General features: G+C 58.6%; 18 protein-coding genes. 9 read left to right on the top strand and 9 right to left on the bottom strand.

Annotation, left to right across the window (positions count from 1 at the left end):
• Window positions 1–168: 168 nt before the first annotated feature.
• The 3 genes from TBK1r_RS00420 (at window position 169) to TBK1r_RS00410 (ending at window position 3,345) form a co-directional block, all read left to right on the top strand.
• Window positions 169–612 carry an SRPBCC family protein gene (locus TBK1r_RS00420; protein ID WP_145207015.1) on the top strand — a complete coding sequence of 148 codons (444 nt, stop codon included), beginning with the start codon at window positions 169–171 and terminating at the stop codon, window positions 610–612.
• Between the two features lie 169 nt (window positions 613–781).
• Window positions 782–2,119: a B12-binding domain-containing radical SAM protein gene (locus TBK1r_RS00415; protein WP_145207014.1), complete on the top strand. Its 1,338-nt coding sequence runs from the start codon at window positions 782–784 to the stop codon at window positions 2,117–2,119.
• On the top strand, window positions 2,116–3,345 hold the full coding sequence (locus TBK1r_RS00410) for a hypothetical protein (RefSeq protein ID WP_145207013.1): 1,230 nt from the start codon (window positions 2,116–2,118) through the stop codon (window positions 3,343–3,345). The genes TBK1r_RS00415 and TBK1r_RS00410 overlap by 4 nt, the downstream gene beginning before the upstream one ends.
• A 22-nt stretch (window positions 3,346–3,367) precedes the next feature.
• Here TBK1r_RS00410 and TBK1r_RS00405 read toward each other — a convergent pair whose 3' ends face one another.
• From TBK1r_RS00405 to TBK1r_RS00370, 8 genes are all read right to left on the bottom strand, one after another.
• Window positions 3,368–5,293 carry a cytochrome c3 family protein gene (locus tag TBK1r_RS00405; RefSeq protein WP_145207012.1) on the bottom strand — a complete coding sequence of 642 codons (1,926 nt, stop codon included), beginning with the start codon at window positions 5,291–5,293 and terminating at the stop codon, window positions 3,368–3,370.
• 118 nt (window positions 5,294–5,411) lie between these two features.
• Window positions 5,412–7,244 (bottom strand): biotin/lipoyl-containing protein, encoded by a 1,833-nt coding sequence (locus TBK1r_RS00400; protein ID WP_419580807.1) that lies wholly within the window; start codon window positions 7,242–7,244, stop codon window positions 5,412–5,414.
• 59 nt (window positions 7,245–7,303) lie between these two features.
• Window positions 7,304–8,470: a sodium ion-translocating decarboxylase subunit beta gene (locus tag TBK1r_RS00395; RefSeq protein ID WP_145207011.1), complete on the bottom strand. Its 1,167-nt coding sequence runs from the start codon at window positions 8,468–8,470 to the stop codon at window positions 7,304–7,306.
• A 53-nt stretch (window positions 8,471–8,523) separates the two neighbouring features.
• Complete coding sequence (locus TBK1r_RS00390) at window positions 8,524–8,865, bottom strand: OadG family protein (RefSeq protein WP_145207010.1); 342 nt, start codon at window positions 8,863–8,865, stop codon at window positions 8,524–8,526.
• 148 nt (window positions 8,866–9,013) lie between these two features.
• Entirely contained in the window at window positions 9,014–9,673 is a 660-nt protein-coding gene (gene pdeM, locus TBK1r_RS00385; protein WP_145207009.1) for a ligase-associated DNA damage response endonuclease PdeM, read from the bottom strand.
• A 275-nt stretch (window positions 9,674–9,948) separates the two neighbouring features.
• Entirely contained in the window at window positions 9,949–12,459 is a 2,511-nt protein-coding gene (locus TBK1r_RS00380) for a ligase-associated DNA damage response DEXH box helicase (protein WP_145207008.1), read from the bottom strand.
• Window positions 12,460–12,463: 4 nt separating this feature from the next.
• Window positions 12,464–14,062, bottom strand: a complete 1,599-nt coding sequence (locus TBK1r_RS00375; protein WP_145207007.1) for an ATP-dependent DNA ligase — start codon at window positions 14,060–14,062, stop codon at window positions 12,464–12,466.
• Window positions 14,059–15,096: a ligase-associated DNA damage response exonuclease gene (locus tag TBK1r_RS00370; RefSeq protein WP_145207006.1), complete on the bottom strand. Its 1,038-nt coding sequence runs from the start codon at window positions 15,094–15,096 to the stop codon at window positions 14,059–14,061. Before TBK1r_RS00370 ends, TBK1r_RS00375 begins: the two co-directional genes overlap by 4 nt.
• 263 nt (window positions 15,097–15,359) lie before the next feature.
• Between TBK1r_RS00370 and TBK1r_RS00365 the strand changes: the two genes are divergently transcribed.
• Together TBK1r_RS00365 and TBK1r_RS00360 are read left to right on the top strand one after the other, a co-directional pair.
• Window positions 15,360–16,865, top strand: coding sequence for a cryptochrome/photolyase family protein (locus tag TBK1r_RS00365; protein ID WP_473772480.1), 1,506 nt, complete (start codon window positions 15,360–15,362; stop codon window positions 16,863–16,865).
• A gap of 278 nt (window positions 16,866–17,143) precedes the next feature.
• Window positions 17,144–18,052 carry a PEP-CTERM sorting domain-containing protein gene (locus TBK1r_RS00360; protein WP_419580806.1) on the top strand — a complete coding sequence of 303 codons (909 nt, stop codon included), beginning with the start codon at window positions 17,144–17,146 and terminating at the stop codon, window positions 18,050–18,052.
• Window positions 18,053–18,094: 42 nt separating this feature from the next.
• On the opposite strand, the gene TBK1r_RS00355 is transcribed toward TBK1r_RS00360, so the two are convergent.
• Complete coding sequence (locus TBK1r_RS00355) at window positions 18,095–19,243, bottom strand: WD40 repeat domain-containing protein (RefSeq protein WP_145207004.1); 1,149 nt, start codon at window positions 19,241–19,243, stop codon at window positions 18,095–18,097.
• A gap of 194 nt (window positions 19,244–19,437) precedes the next feature.
• On the opposite strand from TBK1r_RS00355, the gene TBK1r_RS00350 reads away from it, so the two are divergent.
• From TBK1r_RS00350 to TBK1r_RS00335, 4 genes are all read left to right on the top strand, one after another.
• Window positions 19,438–20,256, top strand: coding sequence for a hypothetical protein (locus TBK1r_RS00350; protein WP_145207003.1), 819 nt, complete (start codon window positions 19,438–19,440; stop codon window positions 20,254–20,256).
• A 326-nt stretch (window positions 20,257–20,582) separates the two neighbouring features.
• Window positions 20,583–21,032, top strand: a complete 450-nt coding sequence (locus tag TBK1r_RS00345) for a protein tyrosine phosphatase family protein (RefSeq protein WP_145207002.1) — start codon at window positions 20,583–20,585, stop codon at window positions 21,030–21,032.
• A gap of 27 nt (window positions 21,033–21,059) precedes the next feature.
• Window positions 21,060–21,731, top strand: a complete 672-nt coding sequence (locus tag TBK1r_RS00340; protein WP_145207001.1) for a class I SAM-dependent methyltransferase — start codon at window positions 21,060–21,062, stop codon at window positions 21,729–21,731.
• A 207-nt stretch (window positions 21,732–21,938) separates the two neighbouring features.
• Entirely contained in the window at window positions 21,939–23,423 is a 1,485-nt protein-coding gene (locus TBK1r_RS00335) for a sulfatase family protein (RefSeq protein ID WP_145207000.1), read from the top strand.
• The last annotated feature ends 12 nt before the right edge of the window (window positions 23,424–23,435 follow it).

Below are 23,435 nucleotides of genomic sequence, written 5' to 3'. Positions count from 1 at the left end.
ATCCCCATGCGTTCCACCGCGCGGCAAATTTGCCTGATCGCGGCGCTGTGCTGATCCAACGACGGGCTCTCTGACACCGGGGCGCGTTAGAATCGACGTTGCCCGCCGTGTTCCCCAACGGCGCAATACTCGTTCGGACGAAATCCCCTTTTCTAAGGAGCACAGGAAATGTCCAAACAGAATCTACAGGTCTCTGTCGCAATCGATCGCGACCCCGAGGATGTAATCCGCTTCATTGCCGACCTTCGCAACCGCATGAAGTACCTGCAATCGCTCAAGGGCGTTTCCAACATTCAAGGCGACCCGGGGCAGGTCACCAAGAGCTGGGATTGGAAATGGGACTTGCTCGGCCACGAGTTCACCGGAACCGCCAAAACCATTCACTATGCCCCCGGTCGCCGCTACTCGTTCGCCACCGAGGGCGGCATCAAGAGCCAATTCACTTACAACGCCGAACCCGAAGGCACCGGAACCAAGCTGACCGTGGATGTCGAAGCCGAGATCCCGGCAGAACTCGCGGGAACCGAAGGTCTGGACCAATTGCTCGCCGGCGCTCAGCAGAAGGGACAGCAATCGTTGCAAAAACTGAAGTCGTTGTTGGAACCGTCGTAGTGGTTCGCGTCAGCTCAATGTCCGGGCATCAAAAATCGTCAAAGCCTGTTGATTAAATGAGATCGCAGATGGGATCAGCCGTTTGGCGCGAGGCCAATACCGCTCGATCGACAAGGTCTTGACCAGCGCAGGGCCCGTAGGCTTCAACACAGCACGTGAGAGTGACGAAATGAGAATCGGCTTGATTGCGATGAGCGGTATTCGCTGCTGCGACCAGGAACTGTTGCGCAAAGGGCTGACGCTGCCCGGCTTCGTCGAACGCAGCGAAACGATTGCATCGTTGCCCAGCCTGGGCCTGTTGACCTTGGCCGCGATGATTCCCCCGCAGGATTCGGTGGAGTACTTCGAGGTGCAAGACCTCAAGCAACTCGACCCGCTGCCACAAGCTCTCGACTTGGTCGCCATCTCCAGCTTTACCGCCCAGATGCCCGAGGCCTACACGCTGGCCGATCAATACCGTGAACTCGGCATCCCTGTCGTGCTCGGCGGGTTGCACGTGACGTCGCTGCCCGACGAAGCGCTCGGGCATTGTGACGCGGTGGTGATCGGCGAAGGCGAAGTGGTGTGGCGGGATGTGCTTGACGACGCTCGCTCGGGTCAGTTGCGGCGCCGCTACAGCTCCTTCGATGTCGCCGAATTCGATCTCGCCGACGCACCGATGCCGGCGTATGAATTACTGGACATCTCCAAGTACAACCGGCTGACGGTTCAGACCAGTCGCGGCTGTCCGAGGTGTTGCGAATTCTGCGCGTCCAGCATTTTGCTGACACGACGCTACAAACAAAAGCCCATCGCGAAAGTGCTCGCCGAAATCGACCGCATCTGTGAACTCTGGCCCAGGCCCTTTATCGAGTTTGCCGACGACAATTCGTTCATCCATCGCGCGTACTGGAAGGAGTTGCTGCCACAGTTGAAAAGGCGGCGGGTGAAGTGGTTCGCCGAAACGGATCTGTCGGTGCACGAAGACGAAGAACTGTTGCGAATGATGCGCGACAGCGGATGCGCCGAAGTGCTGATCGGTTTGGAAAGCCCGATCTTGCCGGGATTGAAAGGCATTGAACTGAAGAACGATTGGAAACGCCGACAATGGCCGAACTACATCGAAGCGGTGGAACGGATCCAAAGCAACGGCATCCGCGTCAACGGCTGCTTCATCTTGGGGCTGGACGGCCAGGGAACCGACATCTTTGACGCCGTGTACGACTTTGCCGAGCAAGCCAAACTGTATGACGTCCAGATCACCTACCAGACACCGTTCCCCGGCACGCCACTCTACCAGCGTTTGGAGAAAGACAATCGCTTACTGTATCCCGGTGCATGGGAACGATGCACGCTGTTCGATTTGAACTATCGCCCCACGCCGATGTCGGTCGACGAACTCCAACAGGGCTTTCACGAGCTTGCGGACCGACTCTACTGTGAAGACTTCACCCAGTGGCGGCGAAAGCAGTTCGCCAAGTACTACCTGTATTCACGTCGTCACAAACAGCGGGCGTTTCACCCATGACACCTCCCAACGACGACGGCTTTGTCGCGGCGGGCAACCTGAATCGACTGCTGGGATGGACGACGCTGTTGATCGGATTGACGTTGTCCGCGGCATTGGATCCATGGCTGTTGGATGCGACCACTGCGGCCGGTTCTGACGGCGGTATTCCCCTCGCCGTCCGGCACGCCCACGGCGTGGTGATTGCGATGGCGTTTCTGCAGCTGGCGATGGCGCATTTGCTGGCGACGCCTGCATTCGATCGCCGGGCACGCACAACCGCTGCGGTACTCACCGCGATCGGCGCCGGCAGCTACATCGCCGGGTACGCACTCGGACTGTGGTGGCCGGCGTGTCACTGGTTGGTGCTTGCCGGCAGTCTGGTCAATTTCAGCGGGTTCGCGTTCCTGTTGTGGGTCGGCCCGTCGGGCCTCTACGCAAAGCAGATCAGGATGATTCTGCCGGTGGCCTGCTTCGGGATGCTGTTGGATTTCATCGCCGGTCTGCGTCCCGTTTTGCCCGAAGCTTGGGTCTTGGAACAGCTCGGCAGCGAAGACGGCGTCCGGTTGCGGATGTTGCGTTTGGCTCGAGTGGCCGCGATCGCGTTGTCGGTATTGACCCTGCTGTACTACGGGGTCGCCCGGCGCGCCGGCCCGTATCACGCCAAAGCGCGACTGGGTGGAGTCAGCTTAGCGATCGGGGCGGTCGGTATGCCGTTGATTCTCGCGCTCGCCTGCTTCACCACGATGCACCTGAAATACCTGCTGGCCTTGCCGGCGACCGCCGTCGTGACCGGCGTGTACTCGGGCCTGATCCTTGCGATGAAGCATGGCGGCACGCTGGAGCGCTGGGGTTGGTTCCTGATCGCCGCGTCGACGTCGGCCGGCATGTTCATCGGGCTGTATGCCTTCGAAGGTCCGTTTCCGACGCCCGACTTCATGGGAGACTACAACGCGCTGCCGCGGCGTCTGACACGTTTAGCGCACAGCTATTGCATCGTCCTCGGCATGATGTCGATTTTTCTATCTCGTGAGGGTGCCGGAAAGAGTGAAATGAAATGGCCCCCCAAGATCGCGGTGTTCGCATTCATCGTGGGCTGTGCGCTCACACTGGCGATGCTGCTGCTACAAACGGTCGCTTCCATGCCACCGCTGGCACTCAGCCTTGGTCCACTGCTTGTCCTGATCGGTGCGATCACCTGTCTTGCCAGCTGCACGTCGCCCGCGAACGTGACCAGCCGCACATGATTGGCGGCCACAAGAACAACCATCACTCCTGCAGGTACACCGGTCGGCCGTTACGTTGCTGTGTCAAAAAACCAAATCGTGCCCGGTCTAGAAAGCCGTCCGGGGCGATCAGCAATGCGTCATTGGGTTTCAGACGGGTCTGGAAAACCTTTTGATACTCGCCGCGGAGCTTCTCCCCACGCACTTGCGGCGCGTCGAGGAAATCGTAATCGAGCGATGATCCGCTGCTACTGAGATGATTGGGAAGCGAACGGTACCCGCGTTCGGAAATCAATCGAATGGCATCGTAGGGATCTTCCATGCCCATCAGCAGATAGAATCGCATCCAATCGGTCCCCGATGCTTCCTGGGCGGGTTGCCATTGGAACGCGTTGACTTGCAACACCCGTTGAGCCGCATCGCCACCGAGAAAATACAACAGCGAAGCAGCGGTGTTCTGTTCGATCGGCGCCAATTCCGGTTTATCATGCCCATACCACGCGGCCAAATGAGTCGCCGTCTGCTCCAACGTATGGTCCAGGTGGCAAAGGTTACAGGCGTTGGGGCGACCGGTGTCGATGGTGGTGGCGACCGAGGGACTGGAAATCGTGTGCGAGCGAATGGTTTTGAGAATCCCGTAGACGGTGTGCGGCATGTGACAATTCATGCAACGGCTGCCTTCGGAATTGATCGGGTGATGCGTATGCTGCGTCCCTAACTCCTTGTAACTCGGATGACATTGCAGGCACGCGGTGTCGCCCCGCATTTCCGGTTTCAACTGGTCGTCCTTCCATTCGGATTGCAGCGCGAGATCCTGTTGGTGCATCGTGTGACACGACATGCACGACAGTTCCCCTTGCTGAAAGCACCTCGACTCGATCATTCCGGTGTAGTCGCGGCCGGACACCCGAACTTCTCCGTCGGGCCAAAAGTGTCCGTGAAATTTCCCCGGCATAGCGTTGAACTTGCCGAATGTTTCGCTGTCCCAATGCTCTTTGCTTCCACGGACAAGTTTCAGAAAATACGCCTCACCCAGATTGTCGCCGGGGCGGAATCGACGGCCTAGGCGAAAGAATTCCTCCTGATCGGCGGCATTATCGATGTTGACCATCATGATGCCATGACATTGGCCGCACATGTCGGATCGAGTCTCCGAGGGCAAGTCCAACGGATTGACGATCGGATCGGCCGCCGGCTTGGAATCGACGGAATCGGATTGATGAAAGGCAACGTGTGGTTCGCCCGGCCCATGGCAGGCTTCGCACGTGATCCCAAAATCACTCACCCGCGTGTCCCAGGTCGACCCGTCGGGATCCGGACGAGTGCGGGGATGGGTCGAATGACATTGACAACACGTTTCGTTCCAGCGTCCCAACTCATGCCCCTTTTCCATGTTCGGTGGTCGTAGAAACGCACTCTGCCGAGGGATCCATCGCTGTTGATCGATCAGGAACAAGATCGGCAACTGCGCGGGTGTTTTATCGATCCCGGATTCGTACCAAAAAATGTGCATGTGATGAGACCCCGTCATCAGCACCAAACGACGCGTCATGCGTTTGCCGTTCGCGACCGGGTCGTCCAGTTCGACGGAGAACTCGTCGTTGTGACGATGGAACCGGTACGTTCGCCCTTGGACCACCACGCTTTGATTGTTGATCGCCGCCGGCGCGGTTTCCGAGGTGACCGGTTGGGTCATCGTGCGGTGATACGATTCGTGCCACGATTGGTGGTAATCCTGGTGGCATTTCTCGCAAGACTCCGATCCGATGTATCCCCCGCGGCGGTCGACGACGGGGCGGGCGGCGACCAACGTGGCCGGTTCAATCGCCGAAGCAGGCGATGGGTCGGTACCCGGACCAGGCGTTGCATGCTCTTCCCGATCCGCCCCGAGTCGCAGGGCGGAGAGGCTCCATCCAATAACCGCCACAGCGACGATCGCGATCATCGCCCACGCATATTTCTTTTCCATTAAATCAAAACGAATTGTACCAGTGCGTTGTCACGGCCCACCCGACACGTTGATCCATTTTGACGCCTAGTCTATTCCGAAGCCGGGACCGTGGCTTTGAATTCTACTCAGTAATCTGCTACTTGATCGTTGCCAGAACTTGTCCCGTGGTGACGTGGTCGCCGACCGCGACGCGGACTTCGTCGACCGTTCCATCGACAGTGGAATTGATTTCCATTTCCATCTTCATCGCTTCCAAGATCAGAATCGGATCACCGGAGTGGACGTGATCGCCCGGCTGGACCAATTGCTTGAACACGGCCCCGGGCATTTGTGATTTGATCTCCGTGGACGCACCGCTGCTTCCGCTCACTTGCGGTGTCGGCGCCGCGGAATCTTCGGGGCGAATCGCCACCCGATACACTCGGCCACCGACGGTGACGACATCACCCTCGAACGCCATCATGATGTCTTCGCCGTTGACGGTGACCGTGTACTCGGCGGGTCCTGTCTGGGGCTTGCCGGTCACCTGTGCGGCTTCGGCGGACTTGGCAGCCTCAGCCGCTTGATCGATCTTCCGCACGCCCACTTCGGCTTCGCCCTTGAGAAACTTGATGCCTTTCTCTTTGCACGTCGAGGCGATAAAGATGTTCTCATCGGTCACCGGCAACCCTTCCTTTTCCAAGACTGCCTTCGCCGCGGCGACGCCTTTGGTGGGGTCGGCATCGTTGATCTCCAAGACCGGTCGCGTCGTCGGTTCCAACTTGAGCTGTTCGGCGGCCAAGTGAACCACCTCGGCATCGGGCTCGACCGGCGTTTTGCCGAAATAACCGAGCACCATCTTTCCGTACGGTTCGGCAATCTTTTTCCAGGGGCCGAACATCACGTTGTTGAACGCCTGTTGAAAGTAAAACTGCGACACCGGCGTTACCGACGTACCGTAGCCACCTTTGCGGACGACGTCGCTCATCGCCATGATGATCTCGGGATACTTTTCCATGATGCCGTTGTCACGCAGCATCTGGGTGTTGGCGGTCAACGCGCCACCGGGCATCGGGCTCCAGGGAATCAAAGGTTCGACGGCGGTCGCCTCGGGCGGCAGAAAGTAATCGCGCATGCAGTCCTTGAAGACCTCTTCCGCCTCACGGACTTTTTCGACGTCGACGTCCAGTTCGTAATCGCTACCGCGGAGCGCGTGCCACATCACCAAAATGTCCGGCTGACAGGTTCCTCCCGAACACGGTGCCATGGACAAGTCGATCGCATCGGCCCCCGCGTCGAGTGCGGCCTTGTTGGCCAACACGCTGACGCCGGCGGTTTCGTGCGTGTGGAAATGGATGAAGGTTCCTTCGGGCAGCATCCGCCGCGCCGCCTTAATCGTCTCGTAGACTTTCGAAGGCACCGCCGTTCCCGAGGCGTCTTTGAAGCAGACGGCATCGAAGGGGATGTCGGCGTCGAGGATCTGTTGCAGGGTGCGGGCGTAGAAGGCGGCGTCGTGGGCGCCCACGCAGCCCGGCGGCAGTTCCATCAACGTCACACAAACCTGGTGTTTCAGTCCCGCATCGACGATGCACTGGCCACTGTAGATCAGGTTGTTGACATCGTTGAGCGCGTCGAAGTTGCGGATCGTGGTCATGCCATGTTTCTTGAACATCTCGGCATGAAGTTTGACGATGTCGCTGGACTGTGAATCCAGACCGACGACGTTGACGCCCCGGGCCAGCGTTTGCAGATTCGCATCCGGCCCGGCGGTTTCGCGAAACGCGTCCATCATATCGAACGCGTTTTCATTGCAGTAGAAATACAGTGACTGAAACCGTGCCCCGCCCCCGGCTTCGAACCAGCTGATTCCCGCATCACGCGCCGCTTCCACTGCCGGAAGAAAATCTTTGGTGAACACGCGGGCGCCGAACACGGATTGAAATCCGTCACGGAATGCGGTGCACATGAAGTTGACTTTCTTTTTCGACACGTCGTTTTCCTCGTTATCAAAACACGCTCTTACAAACAGCTACGTAACCTTGGGCCCCGCTACGTGAGCACAGCCCACAACACACCCGCGGCAATCGCCGAACCGATCACACCGGCCACGTTGGGTGCCATCGCATGCATCAACAAAAAATTGTGCGGGTCTTCTTGCTGCCCCACCATCTGCACCACGCGGGCCGAATCGGGGACCGCGGAGACACCGGCGGCTCCAATCAACGGGTTAATTTTTTCTTTCAAGAACAGATTCATGAACTTGGCAAACAAGACGCCACCGGCGGTGGCGATCGCGAACGCCAACGCACCGAGCCCAAAAATCAACAGGGACTGTCGCGTCAGAAACGTGCTCGCTTCGGTGCTGGCGCCGACGGAAAAACCGAGCAGGACTGTGACGATATCGATCATCGCCGTCCGCGCCGTGTTGGCCAAACGCTCAGTCACCATGCTCTCTTTCAACAGGTTGCCGAAGAACAGCATCCCCAACAGCACCATCGCTCCGGGTGCGACCAGGGTGCAAATCAGAAACGCCGCGACAGGAAAGATCATCTTTTCGCGACGCGAGACCTTGCGCGGCGGCTTCATCCGGATCAGTCGCTCGTCATGCGTGGTCAGCAATCGCATGATCGGCGGCTGGATCACCGGGACCAACGCCATGTAGGAATAGGCGGCGATCGCGATCGCGCCGAGCAATTCGGGAGCGAGCTTGGACGAGAGAAAGATCGCGGTCGGCCCGTCGGCACCGCCGATGATCCCGATCGCACCGGATTGCTTCAGATCGAACCCGAGCCAAATGGCGCCGAGGAACGTCAGAAAGACGCCGACCTGCGCCGCCGCTCCCAGCAGAACGAGCTTCGGATTGGAAAGCATCGTGGAGAAATCCGTCATCGCGCCGATGCCCAAAAAGACCAACGGCGGGTAGATACCCCAACTGACCCCAAAATACAAATAGCTCAGCACACTGCCTGGCTGATAATTGACTTGTCCGTCTTCAATCACCCACCGATGCATGTCGTAAACACTCAACGACATGCCTTCGATCAACGGGATGTTGCCGACGATCGCCCCCATGCCGATCGGGACCAGCAACAACGGCTCGTAATCCTTTGTGATCGCCAGCGCGATGAACACAATCCCGATCACGATCATGACCACGTTGCCGGGTCCGAGCGACCAGAAGCCGGTCGTTTTTATAAACTCTTGGAGGATATCCATCGATTACCTTCACGATCCACGGTGCCAACAACTGCCCCACGTTCCTCTCGCCGTCATCCTTTCTTTATCGCCGCGTTCTCGGCCGCGCACTGACGCTGAAACTCGGTGTGCAACACAAATCCGATGGCCGCCAGTACGACTTCGTCATCACCAGATTGACCCTTCGGATCCGGCCGCTTGCGATGACGCTCGACAGGCTCCGGATAGACTTTGGCGACCGCGGCGAGAATGCGAGGCGATGCGGCGATAAACAGACTGATGAACGTGAGCGCAAACATCACGATCAACATGCCTGCCACGGCGATGGAAAGCCCACGAGCGGCTGTCTCGTCAAGCGCCAAGAGGTTGCCGAAAACCGACGGGACGATTGTCGAAAGCACTGTTGTCGCAAGCATGGCCCGTTCGTGGTGGTCGTCAATGAAAAGCGGGAACCGGGAGTCGCATGATAGCGGTATCGGACGCACAGCAATTCTTCACCCTCACGAAATTGCCATTTTTCACTCCGATTGTCACCCGCGATCGGATCCGCACTCGATCGCCAAACTACAACGCGTGAACTTCGTTGCCCGCGATGAACCAAGTCGAGTCATTTTGTCGCGGGCGAACCAGATGCGTCCCGGTGAATTCTCCGATCGCGGGTAAGACCAGGCACCCGGCGGAATACCAAAAACAAGACAGTTTTCCCGCGGACTCGCGACCAACGCGATAGCGTATCGCCGGATGCAGATGGCCGCACACCGACAGGTCGGCACCCTCGGGTGGTTCCATCGGATGATGACCCAACGCGACCGAACCGATGCACCATCCGGGCTCACGGACCGTGATCGGCCAAGCCGCCGGAAGGCGACCGACCTGCACGTCATGGTTTCCCAAAATCAACGAGAACTGCAGATGTGCGAATTCGTCAAAAAACGCATCAACCTGATGACGAATCTCGGCGGACAACGATGACCGCGTATGAAAAAGATCTCCCAAAATGCACAATCGGGTCGCACGCGTTTGCCGCAACACACCCGCGATCGTTGACAGTGTGCCTTGCGTGCTGCCGACCGGAACCGGAATCCCGTGACGACGAAACGTGGCTTCTTTCCCCAAATGCGTGTCGGCGACCAACAGCACGTCTTCGGCCGGCCAATACACGCAGCGCTGGGCAAACAGCCGAAGCTCGTGTCCGGCAAGCTGGATGTCGATGGTGTGCGGCACGATAGAAAGACCTGGTGCTCCGGAAACATTAAAATGGAAAAGCGCTGGTGTGCAGGCTTTAGCCGCCCACTGTCGCTGCGTCGCAGCGACCGGAAATCGCCCGAAAGCTAGTGCTCCGCCGCACCTTGGTTTTCGGGTAGGCGGTAGTGGACGAGGCGACGAGTCCTTGCCGAGATGCCGAAGACGGAGGACTCGTCGCCTCGTCCACTACCCGATAATTGAGCTGCGATAGACGACGAGATACCAACGGTTGCTCAATCGCGTTCCGCCTCTGTTTATTCCTGGTCGCCCGGCAACCGTCGATCCGCCGCCTTTTCCAGCTCCGCTTGCATCCGCGCGACGCGATCACGCAACGATTCGCTGCTGACGCGTTCCCTCAGTTTGTCGACCAACAACGGAAACGCCAACGGAGTCATTTTGCGGGGCGCCTGAATCAGTACCCTGCTTTCGCCGATGCGGTCCAGCGCCGCCAGCATTCGATTGGCTTCGAGCTGAAACTGCAACACCTCTCGTCGGCTTTGCTGCAACAGCAGATTGTCCGGATCGTACTCATGAAAGACGTCGAAAAACAGGTTGCTGCTCGCCTGCAGATGGCTGGCTTTCTTGGGTTGCCCGGGGTACCCCGGGTGAATCAGCCCGGCAACCCTCGCGATCTGACGAAATTGACGCTTCGCCATCTCCGTCGCGTTCATGCTGCTGTAAAGATCTCCCACCAACTCTTCGGTCGAAAACATTCCGCGCTCGATGGCTTCCTCCACATCGACTTCGTGGGGTGATTCCAGCACCAGTCCATAGTCGTTGCACGCCATCGTCAACGTGGTCTTTTGATACCGCGAGATGCGATAGGCGAACAAGGCGGCCAGCCCTTCGTGAACCAACCGACCTTCGAAGGGAAATAGAAACAGCTGGTAGCGTCCGCGAGAGCGAATCCGCTCGATCAGCAGTTCATCCTGTTTCGGCAACACGCTCCAACGCTGCTGAAGTGTGAGCAGATTCTTCAGCGACTTCATTTCGTTGCCGATCAATACACCGGCTGCCGCTTCGGCGATCTTTCCGCGCAGTGCGGCACTCAATTCACTCGACAGCGGAATCCGTCCGCCCATCCACCTGGGCACCGTATCGGGAGTGCCGGTGGCGCGTTTGACGTACGCCGCGTTGTCTTTGATGCGGACCAGCGAGAGAAGTCGGCCGGCGAACAAGAACTTGTCGCCGGGCTCCAGCTTGGACAAGAAACTCTCTTCGGCGGTCCCCAGCGTGGTTCCCTTGAGATACTTCACCGTCATCGAGGCGTCCGAAACGATCGTTCCGATGTTCATCCGATGTGTCGTGATCGTGCGTCGTTCGGTGACTTGATAGCGGCCCTCGACCAACTTGACACGATGGTACTCCGGATATGCAGTCAGCGACGAACCGCCATGCACGACGAAGTCCAACACCCACCGCCATTCGTCGTCGCTCAAGGATTGGTAGGCGTAGCTTGATCTGATTTCATTCAACAACGCTTCGGATCTAAACCCGCCGCCGATCGCGATGGTGACAACATGTTGGGCGAGCACGTCGAGCGGTTTGTTGATCAGCGGCCGGGCTTCCAAGTGGCCTTTCTTAATCGCATCTTGCGCAGCCGCCAATTCAATCAGTTCGATCGCGTTGGTCGGCACAAATGCCAAACGACTCTCCGCGTCCGGCTGATGGCCGCTGCGACCGGCCCGTTGCAGCAGCCGCGCGGCACCCTTGGGGCTGCCGATTTGGATGACCAGGTCCACCGCAGTAAAATCGACGCCCAGATCCAAGCTACTGGTGCAGACGACGGCACGCAGCGATCCTCCACGCAACCCGTCTTCGACCCAGCGACGAACCGAACGGTCCAACGATCCATGGTGCAACGCGATCCTGCCGGCCCAATCCGGTCGCTGTGCAAGCAACTGCTGGTACCAGATTTCCGTCTGAGATCGCGTGTTCGCAAAGATCAAAACGCTGTTGACGCCATCGACCAATTCGGCCACTTGGGGAACCATCTTGGTCCCGATGTGTCCCGACCAAGGAAATCGATCGATCCGATCGGGGATCAGCGACTGCAACTTCAGCCGCTTGCGTTTGTAACCCTGGACCAGTCGCACGTCTCTCCCGCTCTCGACGGATTCGACGCCGACGAGTGATTCACGGGCCTGATCCAAATTCCCCAGCGTCGCCGAGACGCCCCAACTGCGAATCGCGGGGTTGAGCCGACGGAGCCGGGCGAGGGCCAATTCGGTTTGGATGCCACGTTTGGTGCCGAGCAACTCATGCCACTCGTCAACGATGACGGCCTCGACACCGGCCAGCTGCTCCAATAGTTTTTCGTGTGTCAGCATCAACGACAGGCTTTCCGGTGTGGTGATCAGCGCCGTCGGCAATCGCTTCAGTTGCCTTGCTTTCACGCTGGCCTTGCTGTCGCCGGTCCGCGATTCCAACCGCCACGGAATCTCCATCGCCTCCAGCGGCGAGCGAAGCGAACTTTCGGTGTCGCCGGCGAGGGCGCGCAGCGGAGTGATCCAGATCACCTTCAGCGGCGGAGGCCGTTTCGGATTCCATTTGGATCGGTCAGGATTCTCTCGCAGCCATTTCAGGATCGGCCCCAACCAAACCGCCAATGTCTTTCCCGTCCCGGTCGCGGAATGGAGCAGACCACTGGCCCCTTGCTGGTACGCTCGCCAAACACTTCGCTGAAATCGAAACGGCTTCCAGCCCAGTGAGGCAAAGTAGCGGTCGACGGCGCGGGAGGGCGTTTCGTTTTCGCTCTTCAGCATCGCGTCAATCTTCCGGTAACAGCTCGAGTAAATCCGCCAGGGCGTTGGCATCCTGGGGGCGTTTGTCGTGACGCCAACGAACGATCCGCGGGAACCGTGTCGCGACGCCGCTCTTGTGACGACCGCTCCGCTGCAATCCCTCGAAAGCCAACTCCATCACCAACGTCGGCGTGACGCTGCGGACGGGCCCGAACGAATCATTGGTATTCTTTCGGACGAACTGATCGACCTTTCGAATCTCTTGGTCGTTCAGTCCGCTGTAAGCCTTGGCAAAGGGCACCAACTGGCCGTCATCCCAGAGCGCGAACGTATAATCGGTGAACAGCCCCGATCGTCGGCCGTGTCCTTTCTGGGCGTAGATCAGCACGGCATCAATCGTGTAGGGAGCAACTTTCCATTTCCACCACGTGCCACGAACACGTCCGACGTCGTACGGTGCATCCTTTCTCTTTAACATCAATCCTTCGGCGTTCCGCTGGCGACTGGTCGTTCGAATGTCGGCCCACGCGTCCCAGCTTTCACCATCGATCAACTCCGTCGCTTTGAGATGGGGATGGTCGATCGAACACAGCAACTCGTCCAAGCGTGCCCGACGATCGACCAAACGAAGCGCCCGAACATCCTCACCATGGTGCTCCATCACGTCAAAGGCATGAAAGACGACGGGGACTTCGGTGAGCAGTTTTTTGCCGACCTTCTTGCGGCCGATCCGTCGTTGCAGTTGAGCAAAAGGCAACACCGTCCCAGCCGGAATCGCCGCCAGAATCTCACCGTCGATCACCGTCCCATCGGGCAGCGACTCGGCAGCCGACTCGATTTCCGGCCAACGATTCTCCATCAACTCCTCGCCACGCGACCAGAGAAATGTCTGGCCAGATCGGCGGATGACTTGTCCCCGGATCCCGTCCCATTTCCACTCCGCCAAGTAGTCCGACGCCTCACCCAAGACCTCCGGTCCTTTCTCATTGTCGATCGGATGCGCCAAACAAAACGGATAGGGTTTGCTGGGAACCGTGTCTTGGATCTCGGGATCGATCAACGACGCGAACGATTCGGCCGATGGATCAAAGTCTCCCATCAAGCGATGGGAGATCACGTCGGCTGGAATTCCGGTATGCCCGGCGATTGCTCGCGTGACCAGTCGCTTGCTGACACCGACACGAAACGATCCGGTCACCAGCTTCATCACCACCAATCGCAACCGGGCCGGCGTTTCGTTCCAGATCTGCAGCACCGCGGCGTGTTGTTCGACGTCGCTCATCGAGCGCAGCGGCATCAATCGATGCTCGACCCAATGCGTTAATGATTCATCCGTTGTCGTCGTCCCAGGCGGCACGACCAGTGAAAACGTTTCCGCCAGATCGCCGACCGCCTGATACGACTCTTCGAACAACCACTGGGGGATCTCGGCCTGCTCGGCGGCCCAGACCCGCAGCAACGATGTCGGCACCAGGCGTCGCAGTTTGTTGCCGGACAGAAAATAGGTCGCCCAAGCGGCATCGGAATGATCCGCGCCGGCAAAGTAGCGAACCATCGACGCGATCTTTTCGTTCGTCTTGGTGGTCGAGTCCAGTTCGTTGTACAGTTCGGCAAATCGAATCATGACGCAGACTCCGCCGCGTCCGCGGTTGCATCTTCGTCTCCCTCGCGACGCCCCCCGGAATCGAGTTCGTCGGCGTTTCGTCCGTTCTCATTCAAGTACCGCGCCACCGCGGCGGTGTACCCGTGCGTCGCCCATACGGTCTCGGGATCACATTGATCGACCGCGACCAGCAGCGACTGCCAATCGACATGGTCGCTGACCACAAACCCCCGATCCATCGCCCGCCGTCGCCGCGATCCCCGCACCGCCATCCACCCGCTGGCCATCGCAGTACTGACGCGACCAAACCGCTTCATCCAAGCCGATCCGTGGGCACTCGGGACGGCAATCACCATAGCCCCACTCCAATCCTGCTTTCCTTCCACCGCACCAACGTAATGCGTCTCCGGCAATTCCACACCCGAGCGGCGATAGGCTTGCACACCTTTTTCCACCGCGCCGTGGGTGAAGATTTTCCCCAGCGTCGTATCCAGCCCTGCCAGGAGCGATTGGCTTTTTCCGACTGCGTAGCCGTACAACACGCAACACTTTCCCTCGTCGCGACAGCGCCGCCACCAAGCATTGATCTCTTCGCGAACCGATTCCGGTGACGGCCAGCGATAGATCGGCAACCCGAACGTCGTTTCGGTCACCAACAGATGGCATCGCACCGGTTCCCAGGATTGGCAGGTCAGATCGCGCCCCAGCTTGTAATCGCCCGTCACCACCGCGATCTTGCCGCGGTGCTCCAAGCGGACCTGGGCCGATCCGAGCATGTGGCCGGCCGGATGGAGGCTGACGCGAACGCCGCCGATTGAAATCGATTCGCCGTAAGGCAGGAATTGAAACTCGGCGTCATCGTTCATTCTCATCCGCAACAGATGCTCGCCGGGCGCAGCAGAGAGATAACGCCGGCAGCCCCAGCGGGCGTGATCACTGTGAGCATGCGTGACGACGGCGCGATCGACCGGCCGAGTCGGATCGACATAAAAGTCACCAGCATCGCAATAGAGTCCACTGGACGTCGGCCGTAACAACGGTTCAAAGGAAACCATTTCGTTATCCCGCCCCCCCGGTCCGCGGACGCGCCGAACCCTTGACTGTGAACTAAACGAAGCAACTCCAAAACGCCCGCAGCGGCTGATTCCACGTGGAATCGAAGTCAAACAGCAACCGGAGTATCTGATGCTGAAGTTTAGGGCCATGACAAGCGACGGAGGGCGAATTCCCATTGCGCTACAGTAGTCGAACTGCGAGAGAGCACCCCTGCGTCGTGGAACCGCAGACCGCCCGTCCCCGCAAACCGCCCGCCCCCAAGGTGATCACTTTGATTCTGGCCATCCTTCCCAACCAACTGTTCTCCGATCACCCGGGCCTGCGTCAGAAACCGTCGCAGGTGTTGTTGCTGGAAGACTCGTTGTTTTTTGGCGACTGGCGATACCCCGCGACGTTCCACAAGCAAAAACTGTGGCTGCATCGGGCAACAATGAAGCGCTACGAAGCCGAATTGATCGACAAGGGTTTCAGCACCCGGTACGTCGAATACGACCGCGACAGCCCCAAACTGGCCGATCAACTCAAGCAAGCGATTCCGGCGACAGAGCGCGATGGCGAAACGCTTGCGATCGCCCATCCAACCGATTTTATCTTTGAGAAACGAGTGCAGGAGGTTTGTGATGAATTAAATCTGGATCTGCAAATCCTGCCCAATCCCGGCTTTTTGAACACGCCGGAACAAAACAGCGAGTATCGGTCCGGGAAAAAACGCTGGTTCATGGCCGACTTTTACAAGTGGCAACGCAAGCGACTGGACGTGCTGATGGACGGTGAAGAACCAGTCGGCGATCAATGGAGTTTTGACGAGGACAATCGCAAGAAGATCCCCAAGAAACAACTCTCCGCGATACCGCCCGTTCCAGAACCCAAACGCGATGAGTTCGATGAAGAAGCAGTGAGCTACGTCCAAGACCGATTCGGCGATCATCCGGGCTCTCTCGACACACTGTTTTATCCCACGTCTCGCGCCTCGGCACGCTACTGGTTGAAACAATTCTTGGACAAGCGACTGACGAACTTTGGTGACTATGAAGACGCGATCGTGGAAGGCGAGTCGTGGCTCTGGCACAGTGTGCTGACGCCGTCGCTCAACATCGGTTTGCTGACACCAGACGAGGTTCTGCGAGCGACGTTGACGTACGCCCAGGACCACGACGTACCGTTGAATTCACTGGAAGGATTCGTGCGTCAACTCATCGGTTGGCGCGAATTCATGCGAGCGACGTATGAAGACTTGGGCGTCAAGATGCGGACGACCAATCATTGGCAACACCACCGACCGATGCCGAAATGTTTCTATGACGCATCGACGGGCGTCGACCCGATCGACGAAACGATTGAGCGTGTCTTGCAAACGGGGTACTGCCACCATATCGAACGATTGATGGTGCTGGGCGGATTCATGTTTCTATGTGAAATCGACCCCGACGACATCTATCGCTGGTTCATGGAACTGTTCGTCGACAGCTATGACTGGGTGATGGTTCCCAACGCCTATGCGATGAGCCAAAACGCGGACGGCGGGCTGATCACCACCAAACCCTACTTTTCGGGCTCTTCGTACATTCGAAAGATGAGCCATTACAAATCCGCTCCCTGGTGCGACATCTGGGACGGACTGTACTGGCGATGGATTTGGAACCATCACCGGGAACTGGGCAAGAACCCACGCTGGGCGATGATGTGCAGCATGGCGAAAAAGATGGACGCCGAAAAACGCAACCGGCACCAGGACAACGCAGAACGGTTCCTGGAGCGACTGGGATAGCGTACGGCGAGAACGAGATGGCAGAATGATGCGGGGCAGAATGATGACCGTCCGAAAGCACGCCCCCCAAAATCTTCCTACCCCCAAAATCTTCCTACCCACAAAATCTTCCTACCCACAAAATCTTCCTACCCACAAAATCTTCCTACCTGTCTTTCCCTTCTCCCCTCCGCCAGCCCCGACGTCTCACAAGCAATTTGATGCGTCTGGGCCGATGGAGTACTGTAGGAAGCGGTTTCGACCTTCCCCGGCTCCCCTGTTTGTCCGAGAACACCTACGTGAATTCAATCTGTCGGCATCTTCTGCTTGGGATCGCCCTGCTGTGGATCCATTCGCACAGTTCCGCCGCGATCATCAACGGGTTGGACCCGACCTATCACGACAGGTTCTTGAGTGACGGAACGCCGAACCCATCGTTTCTGGTTGATGAAACTCAGCTTTCCGGTGTGGCGCTGCAGCCAGCCGTTTTGATCACACCACGGCACTATGTGACGGCCGCACACGTCGGCACCACCGAAGTCACGTTCCGGGGCACCGACGGGACGGAGCGAACCTACCAATCGATCAGTTCGCAAAAGCTGTTGACCACAGTTCCCGGTCAACCCGCGGTCGGTAGCGACATCCAGCTTCACACCCTCTCATCCGATGTCGACCCGAGCATCGTGCCGGTTCCGATTGTGGTGGGAGATCTCGCGGCGTTGCTGGGGCAAACATTCTTCGCCTTCGATGCCCAAGGTCGCGCCGGTCGCAACGTCATCGATGGACTGCAAATCGTCCAATTTGACACCGGCGGTAGCGACACGGTCACCATTCAGTTTTCTTACGACACCGACACCAACGGCGGGACCGGTGGCTTGGGCCGCGATGAGATCGGCTTGCTCGGCGGCGACTCGGGCAACGCCGCATTGATCGAGATCGACGGACAGATCGGGCTGATCGGCACACACATGGGAATCGATGTGCCCGAGGGATCTAATGCCGGAGCGGGCGACCGTTATGACAATTTTTCGACACTGGTCGGGGCTTATGAAGACGAGTTGTCCAGCCTCGTCGCTGCGCAAGGGTATTCACTAAGAACCCTGTCGATCACCGCAGTCCCGGAACCGGCGACCGTCGGTTTCCTGCTGGCCGCCAGCGCGACGGTCAGCCTGAGCCGCCGAAATCGCCGTCGTCGCAACCAGCGGTAAAAAAGCACGAGTCGATACTTGCTTTCCGTCCGTTGCGTCTTCTCACTCAGCCGCTCGCAGTGTCACGATTTCCGCCGTATCGGGCTGGTCGTCGGTGTTGGTCAACAACAGCAACGCGCCGTCCTGGCCGCTGAACGCGGTCACACTGGGCAGCCCCAGTTGAAAGTTTTGCAATCGAATGCCGCTTGCGGTGGACCACAGCGAAGCCTCGCCACTGCCATCGACCAGCGACACGTGGTTGCCATCGGGACTGATCGCTAACCAGAACACATAGTTTCCGTTGTCAATTTTTGTGACGGGTGCCCAGGTTTCCAAGTCAAAGATTGTCGTCGCATACGGATAGTATTCGCGAGTGCCGTGATACATCGCCACGGCAAGATGGTCACCGCCGGGATCAAAGGCGAACGCGAGTGTTTGGCAGTCTTCCTTGGAAACGATCTCTTGGACCACCTTCCCAGACCCCACGTCCCAGATGCACAGGTGGGACTGCCCCGTGTCCGAATCGGCGGCACCGATCAACTGGTTTTCGGTGGGGTGGAACACGAATCGATCGTCGTTGGCGGTCCCCGACGTACGCTCCATCTGGATCAGTGGCTGGCCCGTTTCACACTGGAACACCCACAACCCGGGATCAGCGTTCGGTTCTTGAACGGAGGTTGCGACCCGGGTGCCATCGGGGCTGAGGGCCACAAACCGACGTGATTGCAACCGAACATCGGGCAGCGCGATCGTCGTGATCTCGCGCGAATCACGAAGATCCCAGACGCGGACTTCCGTCGCACCGGCCGCGGCGAGCACGTTTCCGTCGCGGCTGAACTCCAGGTGCGGTGGCGTGCGGGAATCCGCAACCGTCAGCGGTCCCGCGGTGGGCGTTCCCGTTTGCACGTCGATGACGGTGATCTGCGATTCGAGTTCTCCGTCGACTCCATCAGCCCGTTTCGACAAATAGGCGGCCAACTGTCCATCGGCCGAAAACGCCAGGATGGGTCGTGAACCGACATCGGGAAGCGAGACCAATGGCAGCGACAAGGGTTCAGTCGACGCCACCCTGTACTTCTGAAACCGGAGTGTCTCCACGGGGGGGAGAATCATCCAGACAACCAGGGCCAAGATCGCGATCGAAATGATGGCAAAGCGAATCATGCGACCCAGCGACCGCCGCTTGTCGGACGCCGAAGCTGACGAATTCATGGTCTCTCTCAAGCCGAGTGGGTGGGGGTGATGGAGAAATCAGAGCATCGCGCGGAGACACGTGCAACCATCGTTCGGGACAAGCACCAACGGTTGGTGGCTAGACTTTCGCATCTGGCACGATTCTCGATTCGGCCTATATTGAACCATTCACCTCTCCCATCGCCTTCCCCCTGCCCCCAGTGATTGAATTCATGCCCGCGCTGACCATGATCGTCTCCGCCGCGGCGATCATCGTGCTCGTCAAGTACGGGTTGCTGCGTGGCATCGACCACATTGCCGGGGCGATGAATTGGAGTGCCAAGGCGCGCGGCCAATTGACCGGGTACGCGACCTCTGTGCCCGAATTCGTCTGCCTGGTCGCCGCCGGGCTGGCCGGGGTCTGGGAAGCGGGCCTGTGGAACATCGCCAGTTCCAACATCATCAACGTCGCCCTGATGTTGATGGCTGTCACGTTTTATCGCCAGTTCGGCAAACTGTTCAACATGCGGTTCCTCGATGAGATCGTCTTTGCCGGTCTGGCCGTCGCCGTCCCCATCGTACTGATGCGATTGGGCTTGGACAGCCAGTGGTACCTCATTCCTATTTTGTTGGGATTCTTTCTCGTCTATCAATTCGTCGACAAACGCGTCAATCGTGCCGTCAAAGGCGAGGAGGAGGTACGGGAGGCGGTCGGCAGTCTTCACATCGGGATCACGCTAGGAGTGACCACGCTGATTGCGATCGCGATCGCCGGAATGTTTTTGGGCGAGGCGACCGCGACGGTCGTCGACGAACTGAAAGTGCGCCCGGCCATCGCCGGCTGGATCCTCGGCGTCGTCACCAGCATCCCGGAAATGGTCAGCTTCTTCGCCGTCTACGCGGCCTCCAAACGAGACGGACAGCTCGGTGAGCTCAACGACACCCAAGAAGCCCTCGACAACCTGACCGGTTCCAACATGGCCAACGTGGGATTTGTCTACCCCGTCGGCCTGTTCGCCTACTTGATGGCGTTGTTTTTCTGGGCCGGCTAGTGCTTTGTGTCGAGCGGAAAAGGGGTCAGGTACCAAACCAAATGGCCCAAAGGGTGCTTCGCATTTTTGGTACCTGACCCCTTTTCCGCGGCATCTTCAATCTAACAGTGGCCAGAGCACTAGCCCCCCTGCATCCCCGGCAACCAACCTGATTGCCGAAAGACCAAATGCACCCAAGTTTTCTCGCCGCAGCCATTTCTACCGGCGGTCGGTACGTCAGTTGCTCTCTGCCCTGATCCGAAATTGCACTCAACGAAGTTGCACGGATCGAACCGCCCAAGGGTGAATCGACACCGTGGCATTCGATCCATTGAAAGGAGAACTCCATGCAAGACACGATGAAGATCAACGACGACGTCACCGTGGGCGCCCAACCGACTGAAGACGAACTCCGACGGCTCGATGAGCAGGGCTACAAATCGGTGATCAACTTTCGCACCGAGGGTGAAGACGACCAGCCGCTTTCTCCGGACGCCGAAGGAAAGCAAGTGAAAGCGCAGGGCTTGGATTACCTGCACGTTCCCGTCGCGATGGGCGCGATGGAAAACGAACTCGTCGACCGGTTCCGCCAGCAGTATGTCGCGTTGCCCAAACCCGTGTTCGCCCACTGCAAAAGCGGGAAACGCGCCGGGGCGATGGTGATGATGCACCTTGCCGCCGAGCAGGGAATGAGCGGCGAACAAACACTCCAACAGGCCGAGCAGATGGGGTTTGAGTGTGAACAAGAAGACCTGCGTCAGTTCGTCAAGAACTACGTCGACAACCATTCCAATTAATCTCCATCCCTCGCCGACGGACTCCCCATGCCCACTGCCATTCCCTGTTCCACGCCTCCCGGAACGTCACCGCCTGTCTCCGCCCCGACTCCCTCGGCACAGCCCTCGTTCGCCGAGCGTGTTTGGTGTGTGCTGAAGGCATGGATACGAAACCCGATGGAAGTCGCCACGCTGTGCCCCAGCTCACCGTTCTTGAGAGAGCACTTGGCCGATCGCGATTGCGTCCGTCAGGCGAGCCGCATCATCGAACTCGGACCGGGAGACGGTGGCACGACACAGGCCTTGTTGCAGTCGATGCGTTCGGACGCCCAACTGTTGGCGATCGAAAAAACAGATGCCTTTGCCGAATCGCTGGGCACCATCAGCGACCCGCGGTTGACCGTCGAAATCGCCGATGCCTGCGACTTGATCGACATCGTGGCTCGCCATGATTTCGGAACGGCCGACGTGGCCATATCGGGCATCCCGTTCAGCTATCTGTCGCCGATGGATGCCAAGCGGATCACCCAATCGGTCCACGAGGTGCTTCGTCCAGGCGGCGTGTTCATCGCCTATCAATTGGCGTCCGACGTAAAAGACTACGCCCGCCCACTGTTCGGCCCGCCCAAGACGGAAATCATCCCGATGAACCTGCCGCCCCTTCAATCTTTTGTCTGGACAAAGGTTGAAAACCCACACAGTGAAGCCACCGACGCATGAAGCTTGCGGGGGTCCGAGATCTGGGACGACAGCTCATCCGCCCATTCCGGCGGAAACGGCGATTCGATCCTCGGAGTCCTTGGTCAGGCCTCGAATGGACCAGCGAAAGGCGAGTATCATATCTGCACGCCCCTGAACGTCGCGCTGGCCGAGTGGCAGTGCGGCACGGGCGATGTTTGACCGTCTGCCCCCCTTTCGCCCCTTCGCATGATGAATGTTCCGTCGCGACCACGCTTGCTCTTTTCTCACCTCGCAACCCTGGTCGCTGCGACGCTGGGTGCGTTTCTCAGCGGCGATGTCCGCGCGGATCGACCCAATATCTTGTGGATCTATGTCGATGACATGAGTGACTGGGTGGGATGCTACGGCGATCCGATCGCCCAAACGCCCCACATCGACAGCTTGGCCGACGGCGGCGTGAAGTTCACCCGTGCCTACATGCCGGCCCCCGTTTGCTCCACCACCCGATCGGCCTTGATCACCGGCACGATGCAGACCACGCACGGTCTGCACCAACATCGCACCATGATCAAAAAACCGTTGCCCGACGGTGTGGTGACCGTCCCGGAACTCTTTCGCGATGCCGGTTACCTGACGTTCAACGAAGCAAAGGACGATTACAATTTCGCCCGCGATCGCGACCTCCTGTACTCGCCCGAATTCAATCGCCCCACCCGCAAACAAGTCAACAGCCACATGGTGGGTCGTGACGTCTCCTGGTTAAAACAACTGCAAGGCAAACCGTTCTTCGGTCAAATCCAACTCAAGGGAGGAAAGATCGAAGGCGAAACGGGATCCAAGTATCCCGCGCCCAGTCGCGTCTCGGAAGATCAAGTGACGGTGCCGCCGCAGTATCCCGATCACCCCGTGTTCCGTAACGCGATCGCTCGGCACTATGAACAAATTGCCGAAACCGACGCGCAAGTCGGTGCCATCCTGTCGGCGCTCAAAGAGTATGGACTGTGGGAAAACACCGCCGTGTTCTTCTTCACCGACCACGGCAGCCCGCTACCCCGAGCGAAACAGTTCTTGTACGAGGACGGCACCAAGGTTCCACTGGTGGTTCAGTGGCCCGGCGGCACCGATCAGATCACCAAGCATGACCAAACACGGTCGGACCTGGTCAGCGGAATCGACATCACCACCACGTCACTCGGACTGGCGGGAATCGACATCCCAAAATTCATGGAGGGACGCGATCTGTTCGCCGACGACTTTCAACCACGCCAATACGTGATTTCAGCCCGCGACCGGATGGGTAATGCGATCGATCGCATTCGCACCGTGCGTTCGGACAACTTTCGATACATCCGAAACTACAAAACCGATCGTGCCCTCTACCAACCGCAGTACCGCGAAAACTATCCGACGTTTGTCACACTGCGCGAGTTGCTCGCCGCCGGAAAACTCAGTCCGTTGCAGGCGTCCTACTACGACGCGGAAAATCGCCCCGAAGAAGAGCTCTACGAGCTGACAACGGATCCCCACCAGACCGTCAATCTGGCGAAACACCCCGACTACGATTTCGTGTTGAAAGAACATCGCCGCCAACTGCAGCAGTGGGAAGAGGCGACCGATGACAAGGGACGTTATCCGGAGAGCCGAGCCTCGCTGCGGTTGGTGTATCAGTCGTCCAAAGGCAGATGTGTTACGCCGGAGTATGACTTTCTGAGAAAAGAGTCGACGAAGTAAAAGTCTTGGCGC

It is taken from the genome of Stieleria magnilauensis (assembly GCA_007753675.1).
Lineage (GTDB): Bacteria > Planctomycetota > Planctomycetia > Pirellulales > Pirellulaceae > Stieleria > Stieleria magnilauensis.
This window is presented reverse-complemented; position numbering and strand designations above follow the sequence as displayed.

Bases quoted from the DNA above. Each gene is read 5' to 3' on its own strand.
- TBK1r_RS00420 (WP_145207015.1), top strand. From the start codon at position 169: ATGTCCAAACAGAATCTACAGGTCTCTGTCGCAATCGATCGCGACCCC.
- TBK1r_RS00415 (WP_145207014.1), top strand. From the start codon at position 782: ATGAGAATCGGCTTGATTGCGATGAGCGGTATTCGCTGCTGCGACCAG.
- TBK1r_RS00410 (WP_145207013.1), top strand. From the start codon at position 2,116: ATGACACCTCCCAACGACGACGGCTTTGTCGCGGCGGGCAACCTGAAT.
- TBK1r_RS00405 (WP_145207012.1), bottom strand. From the start codon at position 5,293: ATGGAAAAGAAATATGCGTGGGCGATGATCGCGATCGTCGCTGTGGCG.
- TBK1r_RS00395 (WP_145207011.1), bottom strand. From the start codon at position 8,470: ATGGATATCCTCCAAGAGTTTATAAAAACGACCGGCTTCTGGTCGCTC.
- TBK1r_RS00390 (WP_145207010.1), bottom strand. From the start codon at position 8,865: ATGCTTGCGACAACAGTGCTTTCGACAATCGTCCCGTCGGTTTTCGGC.
- TBK1r_RS00380 (WP_145207008.1), bottom strand. From the start codon at position 12,459: ATGCTGAAGAGCGAAAACGAAACGCCCTCCCGCGCCGTCGACCGCTAC.
- TBK1r_RS00375 (WP_145207007.1), bottom strand. From the start codon at position 14,062: ATGATTCGATTTGCCGAACTGTACAACGAACTGGACTCGACCACCAAG.
- TBK1r_RS00370 (WP_145207006.1), bottom strand. From the start codon at position 15,096: ATGGTTTCCTTTGAACCGTTGTTACGGCCGACGTCCAGTGGACTCTAT.
- TBK1r_RS00355 (WP_145207004.1), bottom strand. From the start codon at position 19,243: ATGAATTCGTCAGCTTCGGCGTCCGACAAGCGGCGGTCGCTGGGTCGC.
- TBK1r_RS00350 (WP_145207003.1), top strand. From the start codon at position 19,438: ATGCCCGCGCTGACCATGATCGTCTCCGCCGCGGCGATCATCGTGCTC.
- TBK1r_RS00345 (WP_145207002.1), top strand. From the start codon at position 20,583: ATGCAAGACACGATGAAGATCAACGACGACGTCACCGTGGGCGCCCAA.
- TBK1r_RS00340 (WP_145207001.1), top strand. From the start codon at position 21,060: ATGCCCACTGCCATTCCCTGTTCCACGCCTCCCGGAACGTCACCGCCT.
- TBK1r_RS00335 (WP_145207000.1), top strand. From the start codon at position 21,939: ATGATGAATGTTCCGTCGCGACCACGCTTGCTCTTTTCTCACCTCGCA.